Raw genomic sequence first — 25,860 nt, 5'->3', positions numbered from 1 at the left:
GTAAGGAGACCAGCTAATGAATGATCACGAATATGACAGACTGCTGAGAATTAATCCTACAAACGGATTGCATGTGTTAAGCAGCAGCGTCCATCAAAATCAATATGAGGCCACACCCTACGAAGCGCTTGAAGCGCTGTGCAGGGAATATACGTTGTCAAAAAAAGATGAATTAGTGGATTACGGCTGCGGGAAAGGGAGGGTATCTTTTTTTCTTCATCACCGAACAGGCTTGTCCGTTACTGGAATTGAAGCAAGCGGCCACTTATATCAGGAGGCGCTTGAAAATCAGGCAAGCTACCTCGCCAAAAGAAAAAACGCTGAAGCAAACATTCGATTTGAACGATGTCTGGCAGAGGAATACCAAGTAGAGTCAGCTCAGAATAAATTTTATTTTTTTAATCCGTTTTCCATTCAGCTCTTTATCAGGGTGATGAATAATATCATCATATCCAATGAAAAAGAGCCGCGTCCCATCGACATTATTCTTTATTATCCTACAGCAGAATATCTGCAATATCTAAACGATCAAACAGCCTTTAATCTCTTAATGGAGGTTAAGGTACCTGGCCTCTATGAGAAAAACGAAAATGAACGGTTTTTAATTTACCGTTTGGGATAGTCTGAGAATAATATGAGGTAGCGAAGGTATATTGAAAGTCTTAAAATGGGGGCCGGTTCATTTCCGCTGCAGACGGAGGCTTTCCGCGGGGCGGACGGTGAGCCCCACGGAAAGCGAGTGCCAGCAGTGGAAATCAACCACCACATTTAAAATTATGATACTGTTTTGTCCTAAGCTTTTTTCGTTTATTCTTCCCCATAAATAGAAACAGACCCGCCGTTAACGAAAAACTCTCCCCAGCCATCTGCATTTATGGATACAGACCGATCAATATTGCCTGTTTTATCAACCCATACTTCCCCGGCATTGCTTCTGCCTGCATACATCCATTTGGACCCGCCCGCCCCATCGGTCAAAATCGTCGCAAGACCCGAATTTGGCAGATCCTCAACCCCTTCTCTTGTCCACCCAATCACATCCTGATGATCCAGGAAGTCATGCTGTCTGCCATAAGCCAGCTCTTTACGGGCAGTTAATATAGGATTGAGCTGGGAGGATAAGTTGGGAATCTCCCTGTTGGTGGTCCCTTTAGTACCGTAGTAATCTCCGTAAAACAAAGTTGGATAACCCTGGTCGCGAGTCATAATAATCGCATAAGCCAATGGCTTGAACCAGGGTGCCACAGTGGACTCAAGTGACTGGCCCGGCTGTGAATCATGATTATCAACCAGTGTGACAGCAAGAGCGGGGTGCTTTTCCACCACGGTTCCATTCAAAATGGTTCTCATATCAAACTGCCCATAGCTGTTGGAGGCCTGATGGAAATTATAGTGCAAAGGCACATCAAAAACAGCATGTGAGTAATTGGTTTTAGCTAAGTAATTGTCGAGAATTGCCAGGTCATCCTGCCAATATTCAGCTACAGCATAAAGCTCATTTTCAGAGTCCTGACGCACGTCTTCCAGCCAGCTGGCGAGAAAATCATGTTTAATATGCTTTACTGCATCGATCCGAAAACCATCCAGTTGCAGGGTTTCAGCATACCAATTGCCCCAACTTTTCATTTCTTCCGCTACATCAGGATGGTCAAAATCCAGATCAGCAAACATCAGGTAATCATAGTTTCCATATTCAGCGGAGACCTCTGTATCCCACGCCTTATCTTTAAATTTATAGATGCGCTGGCGTGTTGTAGACTGATCCCAGTCCGTGCCGTCAAAATGAGTCCAATTCCATTTAAATGAGGAATGCTGTCCATTTCTCCCTTTAAAATCAAAGCCAGTAAACGCTGAAATCGGATATTCTGCCAGCTCTCTCGTTCGATTAAAAGCATCTACTTCAATGGCATCGACCTGTTCCAGGTAGTCAGCACCGCCTTTATGATTCATGACTGCGTCCCCGTATATTTCAATCCCCCGGTTATGCAGCGCCGCAATAGCAGATTCAAGCTGAAACCGTGTACCATATTTGGTTCGATACATTCCTTTTTGGTTAAACTCGCCCAAATCGTATAAATCATAAGCGCCATAGCCAACATCGAATTGAGACAGGCCCTTATAGGGGGGCGGGATCCACAGAGCCGTAATGCCTAGCTCGGTTAATGCCGAAGCATCCGTCGCCATCCGGTTCCAGTGCAGGCCGTCATTTGGAAGGTACCATTCAAAATACTGCATCATGGTCTTATTTTGCTGCGTGGCAGCTTGTATGGGCTGACAGAAAGATAGAATCAGGAGAATGATAACGGCCGTGCGTTTGATTTCAACCAGTTTTTTCCCTTCCATATATTCAACCCCTTGGAATAGAATGGGAGCGCTTTATAGTCCCATTATAAACCATTTAATTTAAGAAAGTCGGTTGAATTCCTGTAAATACCATCCGTTATTTTTTTCTTCTTTTCTTGATGCTGTACACCACCCAATAAATAAACGCCACAACCAATAATCCGAAGCTTGCATAGATGCTCAGCCACTTAAACAAAGTGAAAAAAGGAGTAATGTGAGCAATCACCGGCGTTTCGGATGGAAACCGGAGCATGACGATGGAAGTACCCGTATTCTCTAAAAAATCAAGGGCCATGCCGGCTGCCGGGAGCAGGTTGAGAAGCTTCCATCTTGAAGCGGGCATGCTTCTTAAGAAAAATGAAAGGGCTGCAGTCAGAAAAAAAGTATAGGCTAAAGGCCAGGCGATATCGAATGTGTAACGGGCTTTCACATAGGCAGAACGTCCTTCTTCTCCATATTCTTCAGCGATGGAATACAGCTCATCTGCTTGGTAAAACAGAGCAGTGTCCGGAGAACGGCTGCTGCCGGTTTGCTGGGCTGATTTTTCGCTTTCAGCAGGCAGCACGACCCCGATGAAAACAGCAAATAAAACGAGGGCAATCAATAATGTATAGACATTTCCATAACGATAAAAGAATTGAGACAAACGCTGAAACCACACCATCATGTCACTCCCTTTCAATCTCTATTTTAAGTGTAGCAGAGCAGAATAATGCGAGTCGAATTCCAATATGATAAAAGTAAAAAGAAACTATTAGTGTTAAATTATAGCTTTTTTAACCTGTATATATAGTACACTTGAATCAGTGAATTAATCAGTCATTAGATGCATGTTTTAGGAGGGACGCAGGTGGAAGATTTAAAGGAACAGCTTATTAAAATGCGAATGGAGCAGGCAAAGCTTGCTAAAGAATTTGATGCTGCAATAAAAGAGTATGAATCCAATGATATGCTCAAGGAAAATCAGCTGCTTCGGAAAAGTGACAGTGAGTTTCGGCAAAAGCTGCATGACTTAAATGAAAAGCATCGGCAGCTGGAAATGGAAAACCAAAAGCTGCGTTACGCCCTGCAGGAGCAGATGCTGGACGAGAAATTATCGATTTTAAAAGTTTCTAAACAAAAAATACATACCTACTTCGGAAATAAAATAAACCCTGAACAAAACCGGCTTAAAATTCTCGAGGATGAGTCCAAAAGAGAGATCATGGGGTTAAAGGAACGAACCAATAAAGCATTTCGGGAGGAAAAGCAGTCGCTTTTGAATAAGATTGAAGCGCTGTCCATTGAAATAAATGAAAGCATTAAAACTGAACGCGCTCATCTGGCTAAGCGGGAAGAGATGATGCTTGAGGGTTTTTCTGAACGTTATGATGAACTGGCTGCAGAAGAGCTGACCGAGGAAGTCATTCAAAAAAGAGTGAAACAAAATCAAATTGAAATGAAAATCGGCTTAAACTGGATCAATAAGCTTGGGATTTTGCTGATTATCTTCGGTGTGGCGGCAGCGTTCAGGCATTCCTATACGAATTGGTTTAATGACTATATTAAAGGCGGCATGTTTTTTGTGCTGGGCCTTCTCATGCTTGCCGGCGGTGAATGGCTTTACCGGAAAAACAAGCAGACCTTCGCTTTGGGATTGATAGGAGGCGGGGTGTCGGTTTTATATGGTTCCATTTTCTTTTGTTATTTTCTGCTCGAAATCATCGGACTGGCAGCGGCATTGGGCTTATCGGTTATCGTAACCGCAGCTGCTGTTGTCCTTTCGCTTCGCTATCATTCCAGAACCATTATTTCATTTGGCCTGATCGGCGGATACATCCCATTTTACTCGTACTTATTTGCCTTTGGGATTAATGGCGCGGCAGTATATGCTGCCATGGCGTATATTCTGATCCTTAATTTATCTATTCTCTGGATTTCATTCCAAAAACAGTGGAGTGTCGTTCATTATATAAGTTTTTTATGTAATATCCCATCACTGCTCGTTCTTCTTGTTATTTCGCCGAGCAATGGGGTAAGCATGCTGTATTCTGTTTTGACATTTTCTCTTTACTTGATCGTTACCATTGGCTATCCATTTAAACATAAGGTGGCTTTAAAGTGGCTGGATGTCACCTTGTTGGCATTTAATACATTTATCAGCTGCCTGGTTATGTATTCTTTATTTAATGCCCTGCAGTGGGAGGATTTTAGAGGCCTTCTGGCTTTGGCTTTCTGTGTTCTCTATTTCGGCTTAGGCAGATTCGTCGAGAGGACGATAAGCAGGGAAAAGGGAACGATGGTGCTGTTTTATGGTACCTCCATTACCTTTGCGGTTTTAATTATTCCGTTTCAATTTGGCGTTGAGTGGCTTGCTCTGGGCTGGCTGGTTGAAAGTGTCGTTATTATGCTTTATGCAAACCGTTATAAGCTTGCACTTCTTGAAAAAGCAGGCTGGGTTATTTTCAGCTTGACCCTGTTTACTTTCTTAATGGAAATCGTGAATAACCTGACATTAGCATACCAAATATCGCCATACTTCAACTTCAAGTACTTTATGATAATGGCAGGACTGGTGCTGGTAACGGTCTATTATGTGCTGGATCAGACGAAAAAAGACAGCACCTATTTATTTAAAGGATTTCCTACTTTCATCCTTGGATTAAAATATTTTACCCTTGCGAATATATGGATCTATTTACTTTATGAAAGCACCTATCGCTACAACGAATGGGTTCCGGTTTCTTTCAGCCATTTCGGTTTTTATAAATGGCTTATGATTGCCTCTATATCCATTGGACTGAGCTATGTATTTAAAAAAGTAACCCTGCTGTATGATGAGGTCGTTAGCCGCTATTGTCTGGCATTGTATGCAATTGGAAGCTTTATTGGTCTTGTCATTACCTTTACCATCCCTGCATTAGAGCCGTTTTATAATCAAAATACTTTTGTTCATTATCTGGCCCTGGCCATATTAATTGGATTTAACATTTTGATCTTTTTAACAGGACGCGATCTGCTGGTTTCTTATATCCTCCGGCAGTATAAAAATTATGAGCTGTATCCAACCATTTTGTCAGTGTATCTATTAGGAATTCTGGCAGCATTTTTAAACGTTCAGTTTAGGCTCGGGGATGTGGGCTTTGTATTCAGCTTAGTTTTTCTGGTGGTTGCCGTGGGGTATATTTTATACGGATTCAAAAAGCGATACGTATCCATCCGTCGAATCGGGCTTGGCCTGACGCTGCTTACTACCGGAAAGCTGTTTTTATATGACCTGATCTTCTTAGCGGAAACGAGTAAAATTGTGGCGTATTTCTGCTTCGGTATCATGCTTCTTGGGATCTCCTACATCTATCAAAAGGTCTCCAGCCGTCAGAAAGAAGCTGAGGAGGGAGAAGAAGCGGGTTGATCTTCTGGAGGTTTCTGAATTAGTTTTTATAAAGGACCGGTTAATGTCTTCTTCAGGCGGTGAGCCACTTCGAGTTAACGCTCTTCCGTGTCTCACCTGTCATCCTGCAGCCCGAGGGAGTCTCGCCTTCTGCTGCAATCCTCAAAGCGTCATTAACTCTCACCAATAACTAAATGGCAGAGTGGAAGGTTAAGCTTTTCTTCCACTCTGACTTATTTAATGTATAGTGATTATAAATTTTATTCTCTATCGTCAATTTATTTTGGTGGGTGAACTCACATTTTTTAATTACTTTATTTGATGACACATTATTAATTAAAGCTAATGCGTTAATGGTTTCTACATTTGTATTCGTAAACAAGTAGTTAATTAACCCGATAGACGCTTTCGTTGCATAGCCTTTCCTGTGATAGTTAGATGAGATTGCATACATGATTTCTCTATTCGGTGCCGGAAGCTCTTCTTTAATACCAGTACAACACCAGCCAATAAATTCATCTGTTGCCTTAATAAACACCCCTAGCTTTAAAAAATGTTGTTCAATATCGGCTGTGTTTTTAACAGCATCAAGAAATGATTTATTTGCTGGTATTTCGTAATTTGTGACCCAATCTATTCTTTGTTCTTTTGTTGATTTCCAATCTGGCAGGAATTCGCTGATTTCAGATTGATTTGATATTTTGTATATATTATCTGCATCTTCAATTGAAAATTCCTGAAGATAAATATCCCCACAATCTATTTTAAATAATTCTTCCGATGTTTTATGTGTCATAACTATCCCCCTTAGAAGCAATCCTTAGCATTTTAAATAAATCCCGATCCCTGCAACTGTATTAATTTACAAAAACAACAAGATCCCTCTCTATTAATCTGAATTTTATGATAATATTACCTTATTCAGGATAAGTTTGAAAGGGGTATGTGAGGATGTTAAAGCACCAGACAGTAGGGGGAGTAGTCAGGGAGATTGCAAAAGCAAATCCGTCAACAGAAGCATACGTCTATCCGGAGCATGGCATTCGGAAAACGTACCGGGAGTTTGATGAAGAAACCGACCGCTTAGCCAGGGCCTTCATGGGGATGGGGATTGCCAAGGGCGAGCACGTTGCGATCTGGTCAGACAATAAACGGGAATGGCTTTTAAGCCAGTTTGCAACAGGTAAGATGGGGGCTGTGCTGGTCACCGTCAATACCAATTACCAGGAAAATGAATTAACGTATTTGCTGGAACAATCAGATGCTACGACACTTATTTTAGGAGAAGAATTTAAAGGAACTTCTTACATAGATATTATTAATTCCATTTGTCCGGAACTGGCTGGTTCGAATAAAGGTGACTTGAACTGCTCAGCGCTTCCCTTTTTAAAACGGGTGATCGTTATGAGTGAAAACGAATATTCGGGCATATACACCTGGAGCGAATTTGAAGCACTTGCCGAGTCCATTACGGAGGAACAACTGAACGAAAGAATGAAAGCGCTTCACTGGGATGATGTGATTAATATTCAATATACTTCTGGCACGACAGGATTCCCTAAGGGGGTCATGCTGACTCATATGAATATTGTCAATAACGGCCAGATCATCGGTGATTTTATGAATCTGACGCCAAATGACAGGCTGTGTATTCCGGTTCCTTTTTTTCACTGTTTTGGCTGTGTTCTCGGCACCCTCGCGGCAGTTACCCACGGAACAACGATGGTGCTCTTGGAGCAGTTTGATCCCGGACGTGTGCTGCAGGCGGTTCAGGACGAAAAATGTACAGGGCTGCACGGCGTACCAACCATGTTTATTGCAGAATTAAATCACCCTGATTATTCAAAATATGATACATCAACTCTTCGAACCGGTATTATGGCTGGCTCTCCCTGTCCAATCGAAGTGATGAAAAAAGTCATTAACGATATGGGGGCAGATGAAATTACAATTTGCTACGGGCAGACCGAGTCATCACCCGTAATCACACAGACCACATCCCATGATGCCATTGAAAAACGTGTAGCTACTGTCGGCAAGCCACACCCTCATGTCGAGGTGAAAATTATTGATCCTGTGACAGGAGAGGAGGTCCCGGCAGGCGTTCCGGGAGAGCTTTGCACGAGAGGATATCTGATCATGAAGGGCTATTACAAAAATGAAGAAGCCACACGCGCTGCGATTGATGAAGATGGCTGGCTGCACACAGGCGATATCGCAATTTTTGATAAAGATGGATACATTGAAATTACAGGAAGGATTAAGGATATGATCATACGCGGTGGAGAAAATGTCTATCCGCGGGAGATTGAAGAGTTTCTCTATCAGCATCCGTCTATTCAGGATGTTCAAGTGGTTGGAGTACCGGATCCGAAGTATGGGGAAGAACTGATGGCATGGATCATTCTGAAAGATAAAGAACAACTGGATTCTGAGGAACTGAGAAACTATTGCAAAGGAAAAATTTCTCATCATAAAATTCCAAAATACATTGAATTTGTCGATTCCTATCCCATGACCGCTTCAGGAAAAATCCAAAAGTATCTGCTTCGGGAAATGTCGGTGAAAAAAGCAGAAGTTGAAACCGGACAGGCCTGAACAAATTCATCATTTTAAACGAAAAAGGAAAATGACTCTGCATAACAGAGCCATTTTCCTTTTTTAGAAGCTATTTTTAAACTAAGTTTCTGATAGTTGCACAGGTTGATTGTAGCTGAAGGTGCGAGACTCCTGCGGGATGTAGCGGGAGAGGTGAGACCTCTGAAACGCAGGGCGTTGAAGATGGCTCACCCCCGCCCCGCGGAAAGCGAGCTCCTGCAGCGGAAATCAACCGGCCCACTTCTTATTCCTTCACGTCCTACTTTAACCCTTTCATATACCCCTGAATTTTCGGAGCCATTAAAAAGAGCACAATACTTAATACAATCGATATACCGCCTATTGCTCCAAAGTAAAGCATTTCTGTTTCTTCAGAATAAAACTTTACAACCTGAGCATTGATCGCTTGAGCTGCTGCATTTGAAAGGAACCACAGGCTCATTGTTTGAGCAGAAAAGGCAGCCGGTGCTAACTTGGTTGTAGCGGACAGCCCGACTGGTGACAGACATAGTTCACCCAGCACGACAATAAAATAACTCAGTACGAGCCATAATGGATTTACCAGCGCTTCTGAGCCTCCAAAATAACCAGGTACCAGAATCACAAGGAAGGATAATCCTGCAAGCAAAAGTGACAATGAAAACTTAACAGGAACGGTCGGCTGACGTTCGCCAAGCTTAACCCAGAACCAGGCAAAAACAGGCGCCAGCGTAATAATAAACAACGGATTCAGCGACTGGAACCAGGCTGGCGAGATGGTCAACCCTAAAAATTCAAGATTGGTACGTTTATCAGCATACACGGCCAAAATGGTCGATCCCTGCTCCTGTATCGCCCAGAACATCACCGAGGCAATGAAAAGAGGAATGTAGGCAATAAGCCTTGACCGCTCGACTGCTGTTGTTTTTGGACTGCGGTACATGACCACAAAATAAATGGTTGGTATGGCGAGACCAAAAATACCGACAAGTGCGATGAAAACATCAAACGTCACAAATCCCATTGGAATTCCAACTGCGACCAATGCACCAATTACAACAGCACTCAGTGCGAAAATTGTATAGGTTTTCTTTTTTTCAGCAGGCGACATCGGGTTTGGCACAGTCGTTCCTGCGAGGCCAAGATTCTTTTTCCGGGTCAACATGAAAACCATGAGCCCGAAAAACATTCCGATGGCAGCAATACCAAATCCAAGGTGGAAGCTTGTCTTCATAACTTCCCCAACAATTAATGGAGAAATAAAAGCACCAAGGTTGATCCCCATGTAAAAAATACTAAAGCCGGCATCGCGGCGATTATCTGTTTCACTGTACATTTCTCCAACAATGCTCGACACATTGGGCTTCAGCAAGCCTGTCCCAAGAACAATCAGGACCATTGATACAAAAAACATGGCCAGGCTGCCCGGAATCGCAAGCACAATATGACCAAACATAATCAGTATTCCGCCATAAAAGACCGCCTTGGATGTTCCGAAGAGTCTGTCGGCAAGCCATCCGCCGATGACACCCGACATATAAACCAATGAGCCGTAGATGGACATGATGGCAAGAGCTGTTGACTCATCTAATCCCAGTCCACCCTTTGACACCTCGTAATACATATAAAAAACAAGGATTGCTCTCATCCCGTAATAGGAAAATCGCTCCCAAAATTCCGTAAAGAACAGGGTGAACAGACCTCGAGGCTGACCAAAAAATCCTCGTTGCGGTACACTGTCCACTATTTTCTGTTTGTCTATACCTGACATAATGTCATCTCCTTTGTTATATCAATATAATACAAATAGTTTGAAAATGTAATAAATAATGAATTAATGGAGAAAAATATCGTAAATAAATTCCTATATTTTGAAAAAATATGTGTATTTGTTTTATCAAAATAGTAAAAAGGTCCACTTGATAAGAATGGGTGAAAAATGTCCAAGTGAACGTTGATTAGTTTGAAAAATATGGTTCATAATGAGCAGAGAAGCATAAAACGCAGCTCTTCATTTTTTTATAGGAGTGGAAGGTAATGAAAAAGAAGGTTTTTGTATTATTCCTATTAGTAATGGTTCTTATCGCTTTATCAGGTTATGCCATCTTCCGTGTCGGAACGGATGTCGCTTCAGAGCGTGTCGTGGATTCTGTGACAGAGGAGATGGAAGAAAACGGCCAGATGGATGAAGTAAAAGCTTATATTGAAAGCGATCCAGCACTTCAGCAGTTTGTAGAAGACGCCAAAAATGCAGATGAAGAAGCACTTCCTTTTACAACAAAAGAAGAAGCAACGCGTGTTTTGATTCGAAAAGTAGGTGTTTCAGAGCTTCAGTCGCTTGGATCAAAGGCACGTGCGGGCAATATCAGTGAAGAGGAAATAATGGCGAGTCTCGAAGAAAACCTGACAGAAGAAGAAATTACAGCCTTGAAAGTGATCGCCTATAAGGAGATTTACAATCAATAATAAAAACGCCTTTCCCGACGGAGTGTGTTATTCAGTCGGGAAGGCGTTTTTACATGTGGATCCCAGGAGCAGAGGCCTGCTTAACGTTTAATTTCGCTGCTGAATTTATAGCGGTCAGCACGATACGTACTTCGAACCACCTCAAAAGGTGTGCCGGTTGTTAAATAGCTGAGGCGCTCGATGTGGAGAACAGCTGAAGGCTCATTGATCTGGAGAAGTTCAGCCTCCTTGGAATCTGCCAGTGCAGCTTCAATAAACTGAGACGCCCCTCCAATAGCGAGCTGTTCTTCTTCCTGGATATATTGGTAAAACGAGCCGAGCACTTTCGCTGATGTTAGTGAAGGAAAGAGTTTTACAGGAATATAAGTCGATTCAATCGCCATTGGCCTGCGGTCGGCATGTCTGATTCGTTTAACCAGATATACTTCCTCCATGTTCTGGATATGCAGCTTGTTTGCAATGTCCGGTGATGGCGTGAGCGTTTCAAAGCTTAGTAACTCATTGGAGGGTTCCATTCCCCGGGAGAGCATATCCTCTGTAAAGCTTGTAAGACCCTGCAGCGGCTGCTCGATCTTTTCATCTGAAACAAAGGTGCCTTTGCCTTTTTCCCTGTAAAGCAGCCCTTCGTTGACAAGGTTCATAATGGCCTGCCGCACCGTCATCCGGCTAACCTTATATGTGTCAGTGAGTTCCCGTTCGGAGGGGATCGGATCCCCCTTTTTAAATGAACCTTCCCGAATTTTCCCTCTTAAATTTTCTTCGATTTGCACATACATGGGAAGGGGAGATTTTTTATTTAGCACGTATAACCCATCCTTTCCTGGTGTTTGATAAGCAGCAGATTAGTTTGTCCGATATCTATCGATAGCTTTACTTTACCATAATAAAGGTATAGATGTTTAGACCAATTTGCAGACGAACAGGTGAAAAGAGATCATCAGGCAGTGACACTTCTTTTTAAAGATTGTAATACACTAAATAAAATGACGTAAAATTAAAGTACCACCTGATTCATTCCGAGAAGGAGGGCTTGCCATGAAAACGATACAGGAAATTATGCTTCTCATCAGCCATCTGGATACACATATAGCGGATGATTTTGAAGGTCAGGATCTTGATTTTAAACAATGGAGCACCCGGGCTCTCGAAGATAATGTCAATAAAATGATTCAATACGCCGTATGCATGGCAAACGGCGGGGGCGGGAGCGTAGTATTTGGCATTGCAGATAAAGTTGTGGGATACAGGAACACGATTTTAGGTGTACCGCTGCATCTGGACATAGCAGCATTTAAGAAGAAAGTGCTGGAAGAAACGATCCCTTCGATTGAACCGGAATTTAATCACGTAAAAGTCAGATATGGAACCGGGGAGCTGCTGATTATGACTGTGCAGGCAAGTGAGACGGTGCACACCTTCACTGATGGCAGGGCGGTTGTCCGAAAAGAAAAGGAATGTCTGCCAATTGATTTTGCTGACTAAGGATTTTTGAAAGGGGAACTGATAAGTGAAAAAGGAAAATCTTCGTTTATCTTATGTTATACCAAATGCACTCGTCTATTTACTATTATATATGTCTGTTCTCTTTTTCTTTGCTAATACACACCACCTCTATTTGGTTCAGCGATCTTCCATTTGGGTCCTCACCATTCTTTTTCTTTTTTTTATTTCCGTTCTGATCAGCTTTGTCATCTGGCACGGCATAAAAGAGGACAAGCTGTAAATTTTACCGCAGCACCAAACCTATCACTTGTTTATCAGAACAATCTTTGTTTTCATAAGAATAACGAATAAACAAGGAGTGGATGGGATGAAAGGAATTATTCATGCGGATAAAGAAGGGTTTGACGGACTTACATATCGTGATATTGAAATGGGCACACCTGGTGCGCAGGAGGTTCGCGTTAAGCTTAAGACGGCAGGATTAAATCACCGTGATTTATTTGTCCTGAAACGCCATAAGCCAACGGATCCGCCACTTGTCATTGGGTCAGATGGAGCAGGTGTGATTGATGAAGTAGGCAGCGGGGTCACAGGGATAAAGGTTGGCGATGAGGTCATTATTAATCCGGGACTTGGCTGGAAGCACAATAGCGATGCTCCGCCCGAGGGGTTTGAAATTGTCGGTCTTCCTGATCATGGAACATTTGCTGAATCGATTGTGCTGCCTGCTGAAAATGTTGTGCCAAAGCCATCATTTTTGAACTGGGAGGAAGCAGGGGTGCTCTCGCTTGCCGGAATTACCGCCTACAGAGCGCTTTTTACCAGAGCTAAGATCAAGCCGGGCATGAAGGTGCTGATTCCGGGGATCGGAAGCGGAGTAGCAACCTTCTTATTGCAATTTGCAAAGGCGGAGGGCGCCACAGTATATGTGACCTCCCGATCAAAAGAAAAACGCGAGGCTGCGCTGAAGCTTGGGGCAGACAAAGCGATTGACAGCAATGAAGAATGGGACGCTGCAATCAATGAAGAAAAAATGGATGTGGTGATTGAATGTGTTGGAGCCGCTACATTTACTAAATCGTTGAAACAGCTTCGCAAAGGCGGAACGATTGTTACATTCGGCGCTTCTGCAGGTGATGAAGTGACCATTAATCTGCGTGATTTCTTTTATGGCCAGCTTAACATGCTTGGCTCTACAATGGGCAGTGCAGAAGAATATGAAGAAATGCTTCAATTCATTGAAAAACATCAAATAAAGCCTGTACTTGATGAAGTTTATCCACTCGAACGTTTTGAACAGGCATTTAAACGGCTGGAAAAAGCTGAACAGCTGGGGAAAATAGGTTTCACCATTTAGAAATCGATTCTTAGAATACTCGTATCAGATTAAATCAAAAAGCAGGAGACGATGGGCCATTTAATTATCTTGCTTCAATCACTTTTCCCACATTAAAAAAACTCGTAAAAATAGTATAGGATAAAATAAAACCAGAAGAGGTTGGGACATGACTCCAAAAGTCATGTAAATGGAGTCTGCTTTAATTGCAAACGATGAGGTGAACGGAGCGGAAGGTGGCGACTCCTGCAGGATTTGACGGCAAGCTGAGACCCCGCAAGGCGAAGCCTGAGGAGGGCTCAGCGCCGTCCCTGTGGAAAGCGCCGCCTGAAGCGCAGTGAGCCGGCTAAACGAGGCTGAGACACATTTGTCCCAGCCTATTTATCTATGTTCAGGATCATTGTCTTTTTCAGATCAAAGGTGCATTTTTTTGTCCGCAACTGGACTAGTAACCTGACAATAAACGCAAGATCTATCACCAAGTCCCCCTTTTGAAAATACTATAATAAGAAAGAGAAGGGGTGAGCCGTTTTTTCTTAAGGGGAATGACGGATTGAATGAGAAGGAAGTGGAATAAAAAGAAAACGATTACAATCGCAATCATTAGTTCATGTCTCATCTTTCTAACAGGGTATATCGGCCATCCGGTTCGGAAAGTGGAACTGGAAGGGTTAATCACGGTTGCTCACCGCGGAGCATCAAGCTATGCACCGGAAAATACGTTGCCTGCTTTTCAAAAAGGGCTTGAGCTAGGAGCCGATTTTTTAGAATGTGATGTTCACTTGTCAAAAGACGGCGAATTAATTGTGATTCACGATAAGAGGGTGGATCGGACTACCGACGGCACAGGACCTGTTCGTGACTTTACGCTGAAAGAGATAAAACAGTTGGATGCAGGATCCTCCTTTGATGAAAAATATGAAGGCGAGAGAATTATTACACTCGATGAACTGATGAAAGAGTTTTACGGAAAGATAGGCATATTAATAGAACTTAAGAGTCCTGCTCTTAACCCGGGAATTGAAGAAAAAGTAGTAGAACTGCTTGAGCAATATGCCGATCTTAAAAGCATTGTCGTCCAGTCGTTTGATGTGGGGGCAATGAAGCGAATCCACGAATTAAATTCGGATGTGCAAATAGCCGTTCTAATGAAAAACACATTTATGCCGATTACGTCAACTTATCTCGATGAGCTGACTTCATTTGCTGAATTTATTAATTTTAACGTTTCTTCCCTGAATAAAAATGTAGTGGAACAAATTCATGAACGGGACAGGAAAGTACTTGTCTGGTCCAAAAAGGACCGCAGGCTGATTGAAAAAGCAGTTCGTTATGGCGCCGATGGAGTCATAACCGATTTTTCCAGATGGCCGGCAGAGCCGGAGGTTACGAGTGCAGAGGATTAAAAATGGTAGGGCAAATCTCAGTACATTTAAAACAGAACGCCTTCTCGAACGAGTGTTCGTAAAGGCGTTCTGTTTTTGTGGTCTTAATTAACTTATAAAATCTTCTCAATATCCTTCGCGATCGCACTCGGTTCAGTGGTTGGAGCATAGCGCTCGATTACATTTCCCTGCTGATCCACAAGAAATTTGGTGAAATTCCATTTGATGTTTTTTGACAGTACCCCTTTTTTCTGATCTTTTAAATAAACAAAAAGAGGGTCTGCCTGCTCGCCGTTCACATCAATTTTAGCGAAAATGGGAAAGGAAACGCCATAGTTCAACTGACAAAACTCGGTTGTTTCATTGATATTTTCAAATTCCTGATTGTTGAATTGGTCGCATGGAAAGCCAAGCACGGCAAGACCTTGTTCCTGATACCGTTCATGCAGCTCCTGAAGACCTTTGAACTGCGGTGTAAGACCGCATTTACTTGCTGTATTTACGATAAGCATCGGTTTTCCTTCATAATCGCGAAGCGGTATCAATTCCCCATTCGGAGCAGAAACCTTGAAATCATACACATTTTCCATTGCAAATCCTCCTTATAAGAGTGGTAAATTAAACGTACACAATCTTAGTTTAATTAGCAATTTAATTGGCTGGATATAACACATCAGTTTTGTCTTGTGAATCTGTGGTGCAAGCCGCTGGACATTTTCCATTTTCAGTGTGTATTTCCTTATTTTAAATAGAGGCTGCTATTTTTCTGTGGTCTTTCGAATGTTTTTTTATAAATTTTTAAATTTTTTCAAGATTTTTTTCATTTACATAAAAAACCTTGAAATACAAGGGATTTAACGCGGTGATGTGAGGTTGGATGTGCAATATGACAGCGTTTTCATTCATTTTTTTCGATAAAAATTCACTATAAATTGTTATCAGAATTTTATGTGATCGATAGTTTCATGGTATACTAGTTCGAAATTGAAAGTGTACATGGAATGAAGCGAGGAAGAACCCCTTCATCATAGAATGAACATCTTTCACAAGACTTTAGTAGAGAGGGGACGTTGTCATGAAGAAAAATGGATATCCTATTCCGCAAGGTTTATATGATCCGGAGCAAGAGCACGAAGCATGTGGAATTGGAATGATTGCTAATATAAATGGTGAAAAGTCTCACAGCATTGTGCAAAACGCGATTAATATTTTATGTAACCTTGAGCACCGCGGCGGCCAGTCAGCTGATACCAGTACAGGAGATGGGGCCGGTATTTTAACACAAATCCCGCATCGCTTCTTTCAAAAGCAGTGTGAAAAAGAAAACATTTTCCTGCCGCGTGAAGGAGAATATGGGGTAGGAATGGTATTTTTGCCTAAAGATCATGATACGCGTAAAGAAAGCAAGGAGCTTTTTGAGCGTATTATTGCTGAAGAAGGCCAAACATTTCTTGGATGGCGACCAGTTCCAATCAACGATTCATTTGTAGGGAAAGTTGCTACAAAAACCAAACCAACAATTAGACAGGTATTTATACAAGCCTCTGAAAATTTAAAAGACCAAATGGATTTTGAGCGCAAGCTGTATGTCATTCGCAAGCGAGTGGAAAAGGAATTAGCTAGTCTGCCAGGTTATGAGGATGTGTACATCAGCAGTTTATCTACTCGTACCATCGTCTATAAAGGCATGCTGATCCCCGAACAGCTTGATTCATTTTACATCGACCTGAATCATCCCGACTTTAAATCCGCGTTAGCACTTGTTCACTCCCGCTTCAGCACGAACACCTTCCCGAGCTGGAAGCGATCACACCCGAATCGTTATACCATCCATAATGGAGAGTTCAATACGTTACGTGGAAATGTGAACTGGATGCGCGCGCGTGAACAGCTTTGTGAGTCAGAATATTTCAATAGTGAAGATTTACAAAAGGTCCTGCCTGTTATTGATGCAGATGGCAGTGATTCTTCTATGTTTGACAATTGCTTTGAATTTTTGCATCTGTCAGGGCGTTCCCTTGCTCACACTGCCATGATGATGGTGCCTGAGCCTTGGTCAAACGATGAAACGATTAAAGATGAAAAACGCGACTTTTATGAATATCACAGCACGCTAATGGAACCTTGGGACGGCCCTGCTGCCCTGGTATTTACCAACGGAACGCAAATTGGTGCCTGTCTGGATCGCAATGGACTGCGTCCGGCCCGCTACTATGTGACAAAAAGCGGCATGATTGTGCTTGGCTCTGAAGTTGGAGCTTTGGACATCTTTGCTGACGATATCGAGTACAAGGAACGCCTTGCTCCAGGAAAAATCCTTCTGGTGGATTTAGAGAAGGGTACCATTATCCCAGATGATGAGGTGAAGCTTCAAATCGCTTCAGAACAGCCGTACCGCGAATGGCTTGCAAATATGAAAAACCTGGATGATGTGCCTGAAACGAAAGAGCAGCCTCCTGCACATTTAGGAGAAGAGCTGTTAAAGCAGCAGCTTGCATTTGGTTATACGAGAGAAGAATTAAACAAAATTGTAAAACCGCTTGTCATTGAAGGAAAAGATCCAGTCGGTTCGATGGGCTATGATTCGCCTCTTGCTGTGCTGTCTAAAAAACCACAGCTGCTGTACAACTATTTTAAACAGCTGTTTGCTCAAGTAACCAACCCGCCAATCGACGCTATTCGTGAAAAAATTATTACAATGGCAGATACAACGCTTGGTGCGGAGGGCAATCTGGTTAGACCGGATGCGACGAGCTGTCAGCATATTCGTCTGAAAACACCTATCTTAACGAACCGTGAACTTGAGAAATTGCGTCAGCAGCGGCTGGATGGATTTAAGACGGTCACATTCTCAACTTTATTTGATGCAAATGGCGATGAAAAGAGCATGGAGCAGGCACTGGATGTGCTATTTGAAAAAGCTGATCGGGCGGTCAGCGAAGGAACAACTCTGTTGATCTTGTCCGACCGCGGCGTTACGGCAGAAAAAGCAGCTGTTCCTGCTTTGCTAGCTGTGTCAGGTTTGCATCATCACTTAATTCGACAAGGTACACGGACAAAGGTGAGCATCCTTATCGAATCAGGTGAGCCTAGAGAAGTTCATCATTTTGCGACCCTGCTTGGCTACGGGGCGGAAGCGATTAACCCTTACCTTGCTTACGATTCCATTCGTGATCTAATTGATAAAGGTGAAATCAATATTGATTCTCTTGATACCGCAGCAGTAAATTATGTTAATTCGGTTACGGACGGTGTAATCAAGATTCTTTCTAAAATGGGTATTTCGACAATTCAAAGTTATCGTGGTGCCCAAATCTTTGAAGCTGTCGGCATTCATATGGATGTAATCGACAAATATTTTACCCGAACTTCATCCCGTTTAGGTGGCATCGGCATTGAAATGATTCAAAAAGAAGTGTTAATGCGCCATGAAACGGCATTTGGCGACAATCGCGGCAGCAATCACTCGCTGGAGGCTGGAGACGAATTCCAATACCGTGCCAATGGAGAGGATCATCAATATAATCCAAGCACCATCCATACACTTCAGCATGCATGCCGTACAGGTGATTATGATGTATTTAAGAAATACACAAAAATGCTGACAGATGAAACAGTGAATTTGCAATCGCTTAAAGGATTGATGAAATTCAAAACTGGAAACCCGATTCCGATAGAGGAAGTTGAATCGGTTGAGTCGATTTGCCGCCGCTTTAAAACGGGTGCGATGTCGTATGGATCCATTTCCAAAGAAGCGCATGAAGCGCTTGCGATCGCTATGAACCGTGTCGGAGGAAGAAGTAATACCGGTGAAGGCGGAGAAGATGTTGACCGCTTTACACCTGATGAAAATGGTGATTCCCGCCGAAGTTCCATCAAGCAGGTGGCATCCGGCCGTTTTGGTGTAACCAGTCATTATCTGGTGAATTCTGATGAGATCCAAATTAAAATTGCCCAGGGTGCCAAACCGGGTGAAGGCGGACATTTGCCGGGCAAAAAAGTATATCCATGGATTGCAGAAGTGCGCGGTTCAACACCTGGAGTTGAATTGATCTCGCCTCCTCCTCATCACGATATTTATTCAATTGAGGATCTTGCCGAGCTTATTCATAATTTGAAAAATGCCAATCCGAGTGCACGTATAAGTGTCAAACTGGTATCTGCAGTCGGTGTTGGAACCATTGCTGCAGGTGTTGCAAAAGGAAGAGCGGATCTGGTGCTGATCAGCGGGTATGACGGCGGTACCGGCGCGGCTCCGAGAACAAGCTTGAAGCACACGGGTCTTCCATGGGAAATCGGTCTTGCTGAGACCCACCAGACCCTCCTGCTGAATGGTCTTCGTGACCGTATCGTCGTTGAAACAGACGGCAAAATGATGACCGGAAGAGATGTTGTATTAGCAACGCTTCTGGGTGCGGAGGAATACGGATTCTCAACTGCTCCACTTGTTGTGCTTGGCTGTGTCATGATGCGTGTCTGCCATTTAGATACATGCCCGGTTGGAGTAGCTACCCAGAATCCTGAGCTTCGCAAGAAATTTACAGGGGAAGCGGAGCATGTAGCCAATTTCATGCGTTTCATCGCAAGGGAAACAAGAGAAATTATGGCTGAGCTTGGCTTTAGAACAATTAATGAAATGATTGGTCGTACGGATACACTTGAAGTAAATGAAGCGGTGGATCACTGGAAGGCGAAGGGCATTGACCTTTCTGCCCTGCTATACTCTCCGGATCTTCCTGCAAAAGTTGGACGTTATCATATGCAGGATCAGGATCACGGGCTGGATAAAACACTTGATTTCCAAGAGCTGATTCCGCATTGCAGAAAAGCCATTGAAAATCAGGAGCCAGTTGAATTTACTACTGCTATCCGTAATATAAACCGGGTAACCGGCACCATGCTGGGCAGCGAAATTACCCGCCGCTATGGTGAAAAGGGACTGCCGGAAGACACCATCAGACTTACATTTAAAGGATCTGCCGGTCAGAGTTTTGGAGCATTTATTCCCCGGGGAATGACGCTTCGCCTGGTAGGAGACTCAAATGATTTCGTTGGCAAGGGCTTGTCCGGGGGCAAGATCATTGTTCATCCGGATCCGGTTGTCACCTTCCCGCCTGAAAAAAATATCATTATCGGGAACGTATCATTCTACGGTGCTTCAGCTGGAGAAGCTTACATTCAGGGTGTTGCAGGTGAACGTTTTTGTGTTCGAAATAGCGGTGCCAATGTAGTGGTTGAAGGCGTAGGAGACCACGGTTGTGAGTATATGACAGGCGGAAAAGTAGTTGTTCTCGGTGCTACCGGCAGAAATTTTGCAGCAGGGATGTCCGGCGGAACAGCATATATCTTTGATGAAGACGAGTCTTTCCGTTCTAAATGCAATCCGGAGCTTGTGAAAATCGAGGCGATTGAAAACAAGAACGAACTTGATGATGTATACAAAATGATTGAGAAGCATGTTGAATACACAGACAGCAGCCACGGAAAACGAATCTTAGCTTATTGGGAAAAATATTCCCAGCAGTTTGTACGTGTGATTCCAAAATCTTATCTGAAAATAAACGATCGAATAAAAGAACTGCAGGATGGCGGTTTATCAAAATTTGACGCTGAAATGACCGCTTTTGACGAAAGCAATAAGGAACTTGAAGCTGCGAAGTAATGGATAGTGAAGGAGGGATTTGATGGGGAAGCCAACTGGATTTATGGAGTATGAACGTCAATCACAGCGAGAACGTGATCCGCTTGAACGAACAAAGGATTGGAAGGATTACACGGCACCGATGTCGGAGGAAGAAATCAAACAGCAAGGGGCGCGCTGCATGGATTGCGGCGTTCCCACCTGTCACACTGGTACAGAGATCAATGGTGTTACAACCGGCTGCCCGGTTTATCATTTGATTCCTGAATGGAATGATCTTGTTTATCAGGGACAATGGAAAGAAGCACTGAAGCGGGAGCATCTTATGAACAACTTTCCGGAGTTTACAGGTACAGCCTGCCCTGCGCCCTGTGAAGGTGCCTGCGTATTAGGGATTAATGAACCCCCTGTTGCCATTCGTACAGTGGAACGCGCCATTATTGAAAAAGGGTTTGAAGAAGGATGGGTGGTGCCGGAGCCCCCTGAATCAAGAACCGGCAAAAAAGTGGCGGTCATCGGTTCCGGTCCGGCAGGACTTGCAGCTGCAGCTCAGCTCAATAAAGCCGGCCACTGGGTGACAGTGTTTGAACGCAGCGACCGTGTTGGCGGCCTGTTGACCTATGGTATTCCTGAAATGAAGCTTCCGTATTCAATGGTTGAGCGGCGTGTAAACCTTCTGAAAGAAGAAGGCATCACGTTTGTTACCAATACAGAGGTAGGGAAGGATTATCCTGTCTCAAAACTTGAAAAAGAGTTTGATTCCACGATTCTGTGCGGCGGTGCAACTGTTCACCGGAATGTACAGGTAGAAGGAAGAGATCTGAAGGGCATTCATTATGCAATGGATTTTCTTCATGCGAATACAAAAAGCCTGCTTGATTCAAATCTGGAGGATGGAAATTATCTTTCAGCAGAAGGTAAAGATGTAATCGTAATTGGCGGAGGGGATACAGGAACAGACTGTCTTGCAACTTCAGTCCGTCATAACTGTAAAAGCCTGACGCAATTTGATATCTACGATAAAAAAGGGTCGATTCGTGATGCACTTGGCAACCCTTGGCCGCAGTATCCGGTTGTTCATCGTATTGAATACGGGCAAAAGGAAGCGGCGAGCAGATATGGGGACGACCCGCGTGCATACGCCGTTCAAACGACAAAATTTGTCGGGGACGACAACGGCCACGTGAAAGAAGTTCATACGGTTAACGTCAAGCTTCGAATTGATGAAGAAGGCAACCGGATTCGTGAAGTCATCCCGGGAACAGAAAAAGTATGGCCGGCTGATCTTGTTCTTCTTGCTATTGGTTTTAGCGGACCGGAGCAGGGACTGATTGGGCAGCTTGGCCTGGAGACCAACCCTAATTCAACGGTTAAAGCAGAATACGGAGAATATACAACGAATGTTGAAGGTGTATTTTCAGCAGGAGATATGCGCCGTGGTCAAAGCTTAATCGTTTGGGCGATTAATGAAGGACGGGAAGCAGCACGGGAATGTGACCGTTATTTGATGGGTGCAACGGTATTGCCGTAGGTAGGTAGATTTTTTAAAGGGGGCCGGTTACTTTCCGCTGCTAGTAACCTACTCTTTATATTTGGCTCTGTTAAACGTGGCTGTTGATTTCCACTGAAGGCGTTCGCTTTCCGCGGGGCGGGGGTGAGCCATCTTCAACGCTATGCGTTTCAGAGGTCTCACCTTTCCCGCTGCATCCCGCAGGAGTCTCACACCTTCAGCTCCAATCAACGGTTTGTACAACGATCAACAACCGAATCTAACAGAGCTTTATATTTAAAAGTTTACGTTTTAGTAAAAAGAAAAATTGACACTAAAAAAGCATGCCCCCAAACAATACTCTTGTTCGGGGGCATGCTTATTCTTTTTATCTCGTAACTGACGGAACAGGGATTAAGTTTTCTGCAGATAAAACGGCTTCGATGCCAAGACGTGCTTCTGCCACAACATCCTGGCGCCATTTTCGTTCCACGGGGTAAAACATTGCGCGGAATTCATTTAAAATAGCTTCAATGTCATCCTCATTATCCGCACCATCCCAATACAAATGATTCTCAAGTATAATGGTCATAAATTCTCTTAACTCTGATTTTTTGTTATTGCCGAATGTGCCGAATTCAAATAATGCGGAAAATAAATACCCATCTTTAAAGTCTCTGTTTTTTACAGCATGGAAGTGGTTGGTTGAATCGCCTTTTACATAATCAGGACTGAATTTTTGAATGTTTTTAAGTGGATATTTGTTCTTTAGGTCATCAACTTCCCTTGAATCATTCTCACTAACGACCATGGTAATTTCGTTGCTCGGTCCAAGAGCCGTATGCCAGTCCATGTGAATGACACGGGAGTAATGGGAAAGAAGCTTTCTTTGGACATCTTTTAAAAATACAGCTGATTCTTCTTCTTTATCCCCGCCATAATACACGCCTTTCGGAAACTGAAACTGACCCATTCCCTTGGCTTCTGTAATGCCGCTGTAGCCTTCCTTAGCAAGAGCTTTGATCAGCTGGCCGCGAAGCTTTTTCTTTTCTTTTGCCAAATTGGTGATTCTCCCGCCGGGTAAAAACAGTTCCTCTGCGTTCTCGTAATGCTTGTTAATATTTTCAGGCACACTTGACGGGTCTACCAGATAGTTGCGGTTTAAATCGACATTATTTTCCGTCACGCGCCGGAAATTTCTCATGCCCCATGGATTCAGACCGTGAATAAAGCAGATTCCTGTTGTTTTAGGATCCAATTTATCAAGATATTCCTCTACAAATAAATCGATAACAGCAGCGCCTGTGTACCCCTCAATTCCATGCTCTCCTGATGTAAAAAACAGCACATTATCATTGGATTCTGTCGCTTCTGCATGAATCATATCAATGGTGTTATCAGGCCCCTGACCAATTTTTTGGGTGGCGAGCCTTGCTTGCGGCCAAATTTCCTTTATGCGTTTAAGATTATCTCTAAAAACCTTTCTGGAAGATTCATAGCTGGTTTGAAAGTATGTATCGATTGTTTTCATTACGCTCATCCTCTCTATTTCCTATCTTTAGTTTATACTTTCCACCTAATAAAAATTGTAAACACAGCAATAATGGAATAGAAATAAAACGTTAAAGATGCCCCTTCCAGGTTCCATCCTACTCTATTAAAAACTGAAAAAAGAAATCAGAAAATTGTTTGGCTGCTAATTTAATAGGGAAAATGTGTATGGAATGACTACATATTTAGACATAAGGAGGAACCCATAATGAGCGACAAAAAGAACGTGAATGAACAGAGCAAGGATGAGCAGCTGGAACAGTATCGTTCAGATGATACAGGGAAGCAAATGACCACCAATCAGGGTTTGAAAGTGTCTGAGGATGAATTTTCCCTTAAGGCCGGTGACCGCGGTCCAACCCTTATGGAGGATTTTCAGTTCAGGGAAAAAATGACTCATTTTGATCATGAACGTATTCCAGAACGGATTGTACATGCCAGAGGGTATGCAGCTCACGGAGAATTTGAGGTTTATGAATCAATGAAGGAGTTTACGAAAGCAGGATTCCTCCAGGACCCTTCAAAAAAGACCCCCGTGTTTGTCCGTTTCTCAACTGTAGCAGGTTCTAAAGGATCTGCTGAAACCGTTCGTGATGCGCGCGGTTTTGCCACCAAATTTTATACTGAAGAAGGCAACTATGATCTGGTTGGAAATAATATACCGGTCTTTTTTATACAGGACGCTATGAAATTTCCTGATCTAGTCCATGCATTAAAGCCTGAGCCTCACAATGAAATTCCACAGGCGGCCTCGGCACATGACACCTTCTGGGACTTTGTGGCGAATAATCAGGAATCCGCTCATATGGTAATGTGGGCAATGTCGGATCGTGCTATCCCACGAAGCTTCCGCATGATGGAGGGCTTTGGTGTCCATACATTCCGGTTTGTAAATGAACAGGGCAAAGCACATTTTGTGAAATTCCATTGGAAACCGGTTCTTGGGACCCATTCATTGGTATGGGATGAAGCACAGAAGATTAACGGAAAGGATCCGGATTTTCATCGCCGGGACTTATTTGATTCAATTGAAAACGGTGACTACCCGGAATATGAACTGGGCGTTCAGCTGCTTTCCGAAGAGGATGAACATAAATTTGATTTTGATATCTTAGACCCTACAAAGGTATGGCCTGAGGAAGATATTCCGGTAAAAATTGTCGGTAAAATGACCCTGAACCGAAATGTGGATAATGTATTTGCTGAAACGGAGCAAGTGGCATTCCATCCGGGACATGTGGTGCCTGGCATTGATTTTTCCAATGATCCTTTGCTGCAGGGACGCCTGTTTTCTTATACCGATACACAGCTGATCCGACTTGGCGGTCCGAATTTCCATGAGCTGCCGATAAACCGTCCCGTATGCCCGTTCCATAATAACCAGCGCGACGGATATGGTCGTCAGACGATCAATAAGGGACCTGTAAGCTACCATAAAAACTCGATTGCTCAAAACACCCCGGCTCCTGTGCCAGAAGAGCAGGGAGGGTATGTTCACTATCAGGAAAAGGTTGAAGGACGTAAGGTGCGCACAAGAAGTGAAAGCTTCAAGGATCACTTTTCACAGGCACGCCTTTTCTGGAACAGCATGAGCAAGCCTGAGCAGGAGCATATCAAAGAAGCATTTACGTTTGAGCTTGGAAAGGTTGAGCGAAAAGCGATTCAGGAACAGGTCGTGCAAATGTTTGCAAATGTCAGCATGGAACTTGCCAAAGAAGTGGCTGACGCCATCGGTGCAACCATGCCTGCCGGTGAAGATTCCAAGGTAACAAAATCATCGCCTGCGCTAAGTCAGGAAAACACCGCGAAAAAGCCGGCTACGCGTAAAGTAGGCGTTATTATCGCTGATGGATTTAACGGACCGGAAGTAAAAACGGTGCTTGAGGCATTAAAGGCAGAAGGAATTCAGCCGGAGGCCATTTCGGATAAACTCGGAAAACGAAAAGGAACTGATGGAACAGAAATTGAAATTGATCATACTTTCCTGACGGCTGACTCTGTTTTATTCGATGCCCTGTATGCTGTAGGCGGAGAAGATCTAAGCAAGAAATTTGTAAAAAACACAGCATACTTCATCAATGAGGCATTTACTCACTTTAAGCCGATAGGTGCCACTCACGACGGGCTTAAGTGGTTAGAGGTTAATGGTATTCAGGACAGTGCGGGTGTCGTTCACAGCGAAGATATGAGCCAATTTGCATCTGAATTTGTGCAAGCTGTTGCGGCACATCGTCATTGGGAGCGGGAAATCGTATAACT

General features: G+C 43.4%; 18 protein-coding genes. 11 read left to right on the top strand and 7 right to left on the bottom strand.

Annotation, left to right across the window (positions count from 1 at the left end; all coding sequences use genetic code 11):
• Window positions 1-16 precede the first annotated feature (16 nt).
• Window positions 17-622: a class I SAM-dependent methyltransferase gene (locus E2R51_RS11660; protein WP_133377253.1), complete on the top strand. Its 606-nt coding sequence runs from the start codon at window positions 17-19 to the stop codon at window positions 620-622.
• Between the two features lie 185 nt (window positions 623-807).
• On the opposite strand, the gene amyS is transcribed toward E2R51_RS11660, so the two are convergent.
• Together amyS and E2R51_RS11650 are read right to left on the bottom strand one after the other, a co-directional pair.
• Window positions 808-2,343, bottom strand: a complete 1,536-nt coding sequence (gene amyS / locus E2R51_RS11655; protein WP_133377252.1) for an alpha-amylase — start codon at window positions 2,341-2,343, stop codon at window positions 808-810.
• A 97-nt stretch (window positions 2,344-2,440) separates the two neighbouring features.
• Window positions 2,441-3,007, bottom strand: coding sequence for a hypothetical protein (locus E2R51_RS11650; RefSeq protein ID WP_165967210.1), 567 nt, complete (start codon window positions 3,005-3,007; stop codon window positions 2,441-2,443).
• A 186-nt stretch (window positions 3,008-3,193) separates the two neighbouring features.
• Between E2R51_RS11650 and E2R51_RS11645 the strand changes: the two genes are divergently transcribed.
• A complete protein-coding gene (locus tag E2R51_RS11645; RefSeq protein ID WP_133377250.1) occupies window positions 3,194-5,734 on the top strand; it encodes a DUF2339 domain-containing protein in 2,541 nt (846 codons plus the stop codon).
• Between the two features lie 169 nt (window positions 5,735-5,903).
• Here the strand turns inward: E2R51_RS11645 and E2R51_RS11640 are convergent, their stop codons facing one another.
• A complete protein-coding gene (locus E2R51_RS11640; RefSeq protein ID WP_133377249.1) occupies window positions 5,904-6,509 on the bottom strand; it encodes a GNAT family N-acetyltransferase in 606 nt (201 codons plus the stop codon).
• Between the two features lie 155 nt (window positions 6,510-6,664).
• Between E2R51_RS11640 and E2R51_RS11635 the strand changes: the two genes are divergently transcribed.
• Complete coding sequence (locus tag E2R51_RS11635; RefSeq protein WP_133377248.1) at window positions 6,665-8,311, top strand: AMP-binding protein; 1,647 nt, start codon at window positions 6,665-6,667, stop codon at window positions 8,309-8,311.
• Between the two features lie 259 nt (window positions 8,312-8,570).
• Here the strand turns inward: E2R51_RS11635 and E2R51_RS11630 are convergent, their stop codons facing one another.
• Window positions 8,571-10,061: a peptide MFS transporter gene (locus E2R51_RS11630; RefSeq protein WP_133377247.1), complete on the bottom strand. Its 1,491-nt coding sequence runs from the start codon at window positions 10,059-10,061 to the stop codon at window positions 8,571-8,573.
• Window positions 10,062-10,327: 266 nt separating this feature from the next.
• Here E2R51_RS11630 and E2R51_RS11625 point away from each other — a divergent pair, with 266 nt between their 5' ends.
• Window positions 10,328-10,756 (top strand): hypothetical protein, encoded by a 429-nt coding sequence (locus tag E2R51_RS11625; RefSeq protein ID WP_133377246.1) that lies wholly within the window; start codon window positions 10,328-10,330, stop codon window positions 10,754-10,756.
• A gap of 80 nt (window positions 10,757-10,836) precedes the next feature.
• Here the strand turns inward: E2R51_RS11625 and E2R51_RS11620 are convergent, their stop codons facing one another.
• Window positions 10,837-11,559 (bottom strand): GntR family transcriptional regulator, encoded by a 723-nt coding sequence (locus E2R51_RS11620; protein WP_133377245.1) that lies wholly within the window; start codon window positions 11,557-11,559, stop codon window positions 10,837-10,839.
• A gap of 232 nt (window positions 11,560-11,791) precedes the next feature.
• Here E2R51_RS11620 and E2R51_RS11615 point away from each other — a divergent pair, with 232 nt between their 5' ends.
• The 4 genes from E2R51_RS11615 (at window position 11,792) to E2R51_RS11600 (ending at window position 14,941) form a co-directional block, all read left to right on the top strand.
• A complete protein-coding gene (locus tag E2R51_RS11615) occupies window positions 11,792-12,238 on the top strand; it encodes an ATP-binding protein (RefSeq protein ID WP_133377244.1) in 447 nt (148 codons plus the stop codon).
• Between the two features lie 25 nt (window positions 12,239-12,263).
• Entirely contained in the window at window positions 12,264-12,479 is a 216-nt protein-coding gene (locus E2R51_RS11610) for a hypothetical protein (protein ID WP_133377243.1), read from the top strand.
• A gap of 87 nt (window positions 12,480-12,566) precedes the next feature.
• Window positions 12,567-13,556 carry a zinc-binding dehydrogenase gene (locus E2R51_RS11605; RefSeq protein ID WP_133377242.1) on the top strand — a complete coding sequence of 330 codons (990 nt, stop codon included), beginning with the start codon at window positions 12,567-12,569 and terminating at the stop codon, window positions 13,554-13,556.
• A gap of 536 nt (window positions 13,557-14,092) precedes the next feature.
• Window positions 14,093-14,941, top strand: a complete 849-nt coding sequence (locus E2R51_RS11600; RefSeq protein ID WP_133377241.1) for a glycerophosphodiester phosphodiesterase — start codon at window positions 14,093-14,095, stop codon at window positions 14,939-14,941.
• 92 nt (window positions 14,942-15,033) lie between these two features.
• Here E2R51_RS11600 and E2R51_RS11595 read toward each other — a convergent pair whose 3' ends face one another.
• Window positions 15,034-15,510 carry a glutathione peroxidase gene (locus tag E2R51_RS11595; RefSeq protein WP_133377240.1) on the bottom strand — a complete coding sequence of 159 codons (477 nt, stop codon included), beginning with the start codon at window positions 15,508-15,510 and terminating at the stop codon, window positions 15,034-15,036.
• A 485-nt stretch (window positions 15,511-15,995) separates the two neighbouring features.
• Here E2R51_RS11595 and gltB point away from each other — a divergent pair, with 485 nt between their 5' ends.
• Window positions 15,996-20,582: a glutamate synthase large subunit gene (gene gltB, locus E2R51_RS11590; protein WP_133377239.1), complete on the top strand. Its 4,587-nt coding sequence runs from the start codon at window positions 15,996-15,998 to the stop codon at window positions 20,580-20,582.
• Window positions 20,583-20,604: 22 nt separating this feature from the next.
• Window positions 20,605-22,092: a glutamate synthase subunit beta gene (locus E2R51_RS11585; RefSeq protein ID WP_133377238.1), complete on the top strand. Its 1,488-nt coding sequence runs from the start codon at window positions 20,605-20,607 to the stop codon at window positions 22,090-22,092.
• Window positions 22,093-22,438: 346 nt separating this feature from the next.
• On the opposite strand, the gene E2R51_RS11580 is transcribed toward E2R51_RS11585, so the two are convergent.
• Window positions 22,439-23,581: a M14 family metallopeptidase gene (locus E2R51_RS11580; RefSeq protein WP_133377237.1), complete on the bottom strand. Its 1,143-nt coding sequence runs from the start codon at window positions 23,579-23,581 to the stop codon at window positions 22,439-22,441.
• Between the two features lie 228 nt (window positions 23,582-23,809).
• Here E2R51_RS11580 and E2R51_RS11575 point away from each other — a divergent pair, with 228 nt between their 5' ends.
• Entirely contained in the window at window positions 23,810-25,858 is a 2,049-nt protein-coding gene (locus E2R51_RS11575; protein ID WP_133377236.1) for a catalase, read from the top strand.
• Window positions 25,859-25,860 lie beyond the last annotated feature (2 nt).

The organism is Jeotgalibacillus sp. S-D1 (assembly GCF_004358665.1).
Lineage (GTDB): Bacteria > Bacillota > Bacilli > Bacillales > Jeotgalibacillaceae > Jeotgalibacillus.
The sequence above is the reverse complement of the archived record's forward strand: the minus strand, read 5'-3'. Positions and strand labels throughout refer to the sequence as shown.

Excerpts from the sequence above, each read along its gene's own strand:
- E2R51_RS11660 (WP_133377253.1), top strand. The coding sequence starts at position 17 with ATGAATGATCACGAATATGACAGACTGCTGAGAATTAATCCTACAAAC.
- amyS (WP_133377252.1), bottom strand. The coding sequence starts at position 2,343 with ATGGAAGGGAAAAAACTGGTTGAAATCAAACGCACGGCCGTTATCATT.
- E2R51_RS11650 (WP_165967210.1), bottom strand. The coding sequence starts at position 3,007 with ATGGTGTGGTTTCAGCGTTTGTCTCAATTCTTTTATCGTTATGGAAAT.
- E2R51_RS11640 (WP_133377249.1), bottom strand. The coding sequence starts at position 6,509 with ATGACACATAAAACATCGGAAGAATTATTTAAAATAGATTGTGGGGAT.
- E2R51_RS11635 (WP_133377248.1), top strand. The coding sequence starts at position 6,665 with ATGTTAAAGCACCAGACAGTAGGGGGAGTAGTCAGGGAGATTGCAAAA.
- E2R51_RS11630 (WP_133377247.1), bottom strand. The coding sequence starts at position 10,061 with ATGTCAGGTATAGACAAACAGAAAATAGTGGACAGTGTACCGCAACGA.
- E2R51_RS11625 (WP_133377246.1), top strand. The coding sequence starts at position 10,328 with ATGAAAAAGAAGGTTTTTGTATTATTCCTATTAGTAATGGTTCTTATC.
- E2R51_RS11615 (WP_133377244.1), top strand. The coding sequence starts at position 11,792 with ATGAAAACGATACAGGAAATTATGCTTCTCATCAGCCATCTGGATACA.
- E2R51_RS11605 (WP_133377242.1), top strand. The coding sequence starts at position 12,567 with ATGAAAGGAATTATTCATGCGGATAAAGAAGGGTTTGACGGACTTACA.
- E2R51_RS11600 (WP_133377241.1), top strand. The coding sequence starts at position 14,093 with ATGAGAAGGAAGTGGAATAAAAAGAAAACGATTACAATCGCAATCATT.
- E2R51_RS11595 (WP_133377240.1), bottom strand. The coding sequence starts at position 15,510 with ATGGAAAATGTGTATGATTTCAAGGTTTCTGCTCCGAATGGGGAATTG.
- gltB (WP_133377239.1), top strand. The coding sequence starts at position 15,996 with ATGAAGAAAAATGGATATCCTATTCCGCAAGGTTTATATGATCCGGAG.
- E2R51_RS11585 (WP_133377238.1), top strand. The coding sequence starts at position 20,605 with ATGGGGAAGCCAACTGGATTTATGGAGTATGAACGTCAATCACAGCGA.
- E2R51_RS11580 (WP_133377237.1), bottom strand. The coding sequence starts at position 23,581 with ATGAAAACAATCGATACATACTTTCAAACCAGCTATGAATCTTCCAGA.
- E2R51_RS11575 (WP_133377236.1), top strand. The coding sequence starts at position 23,810 with ATGAGCGACAAAAAGAACGTGAATGAACAGAGCAAGGATGAGCAGCTG.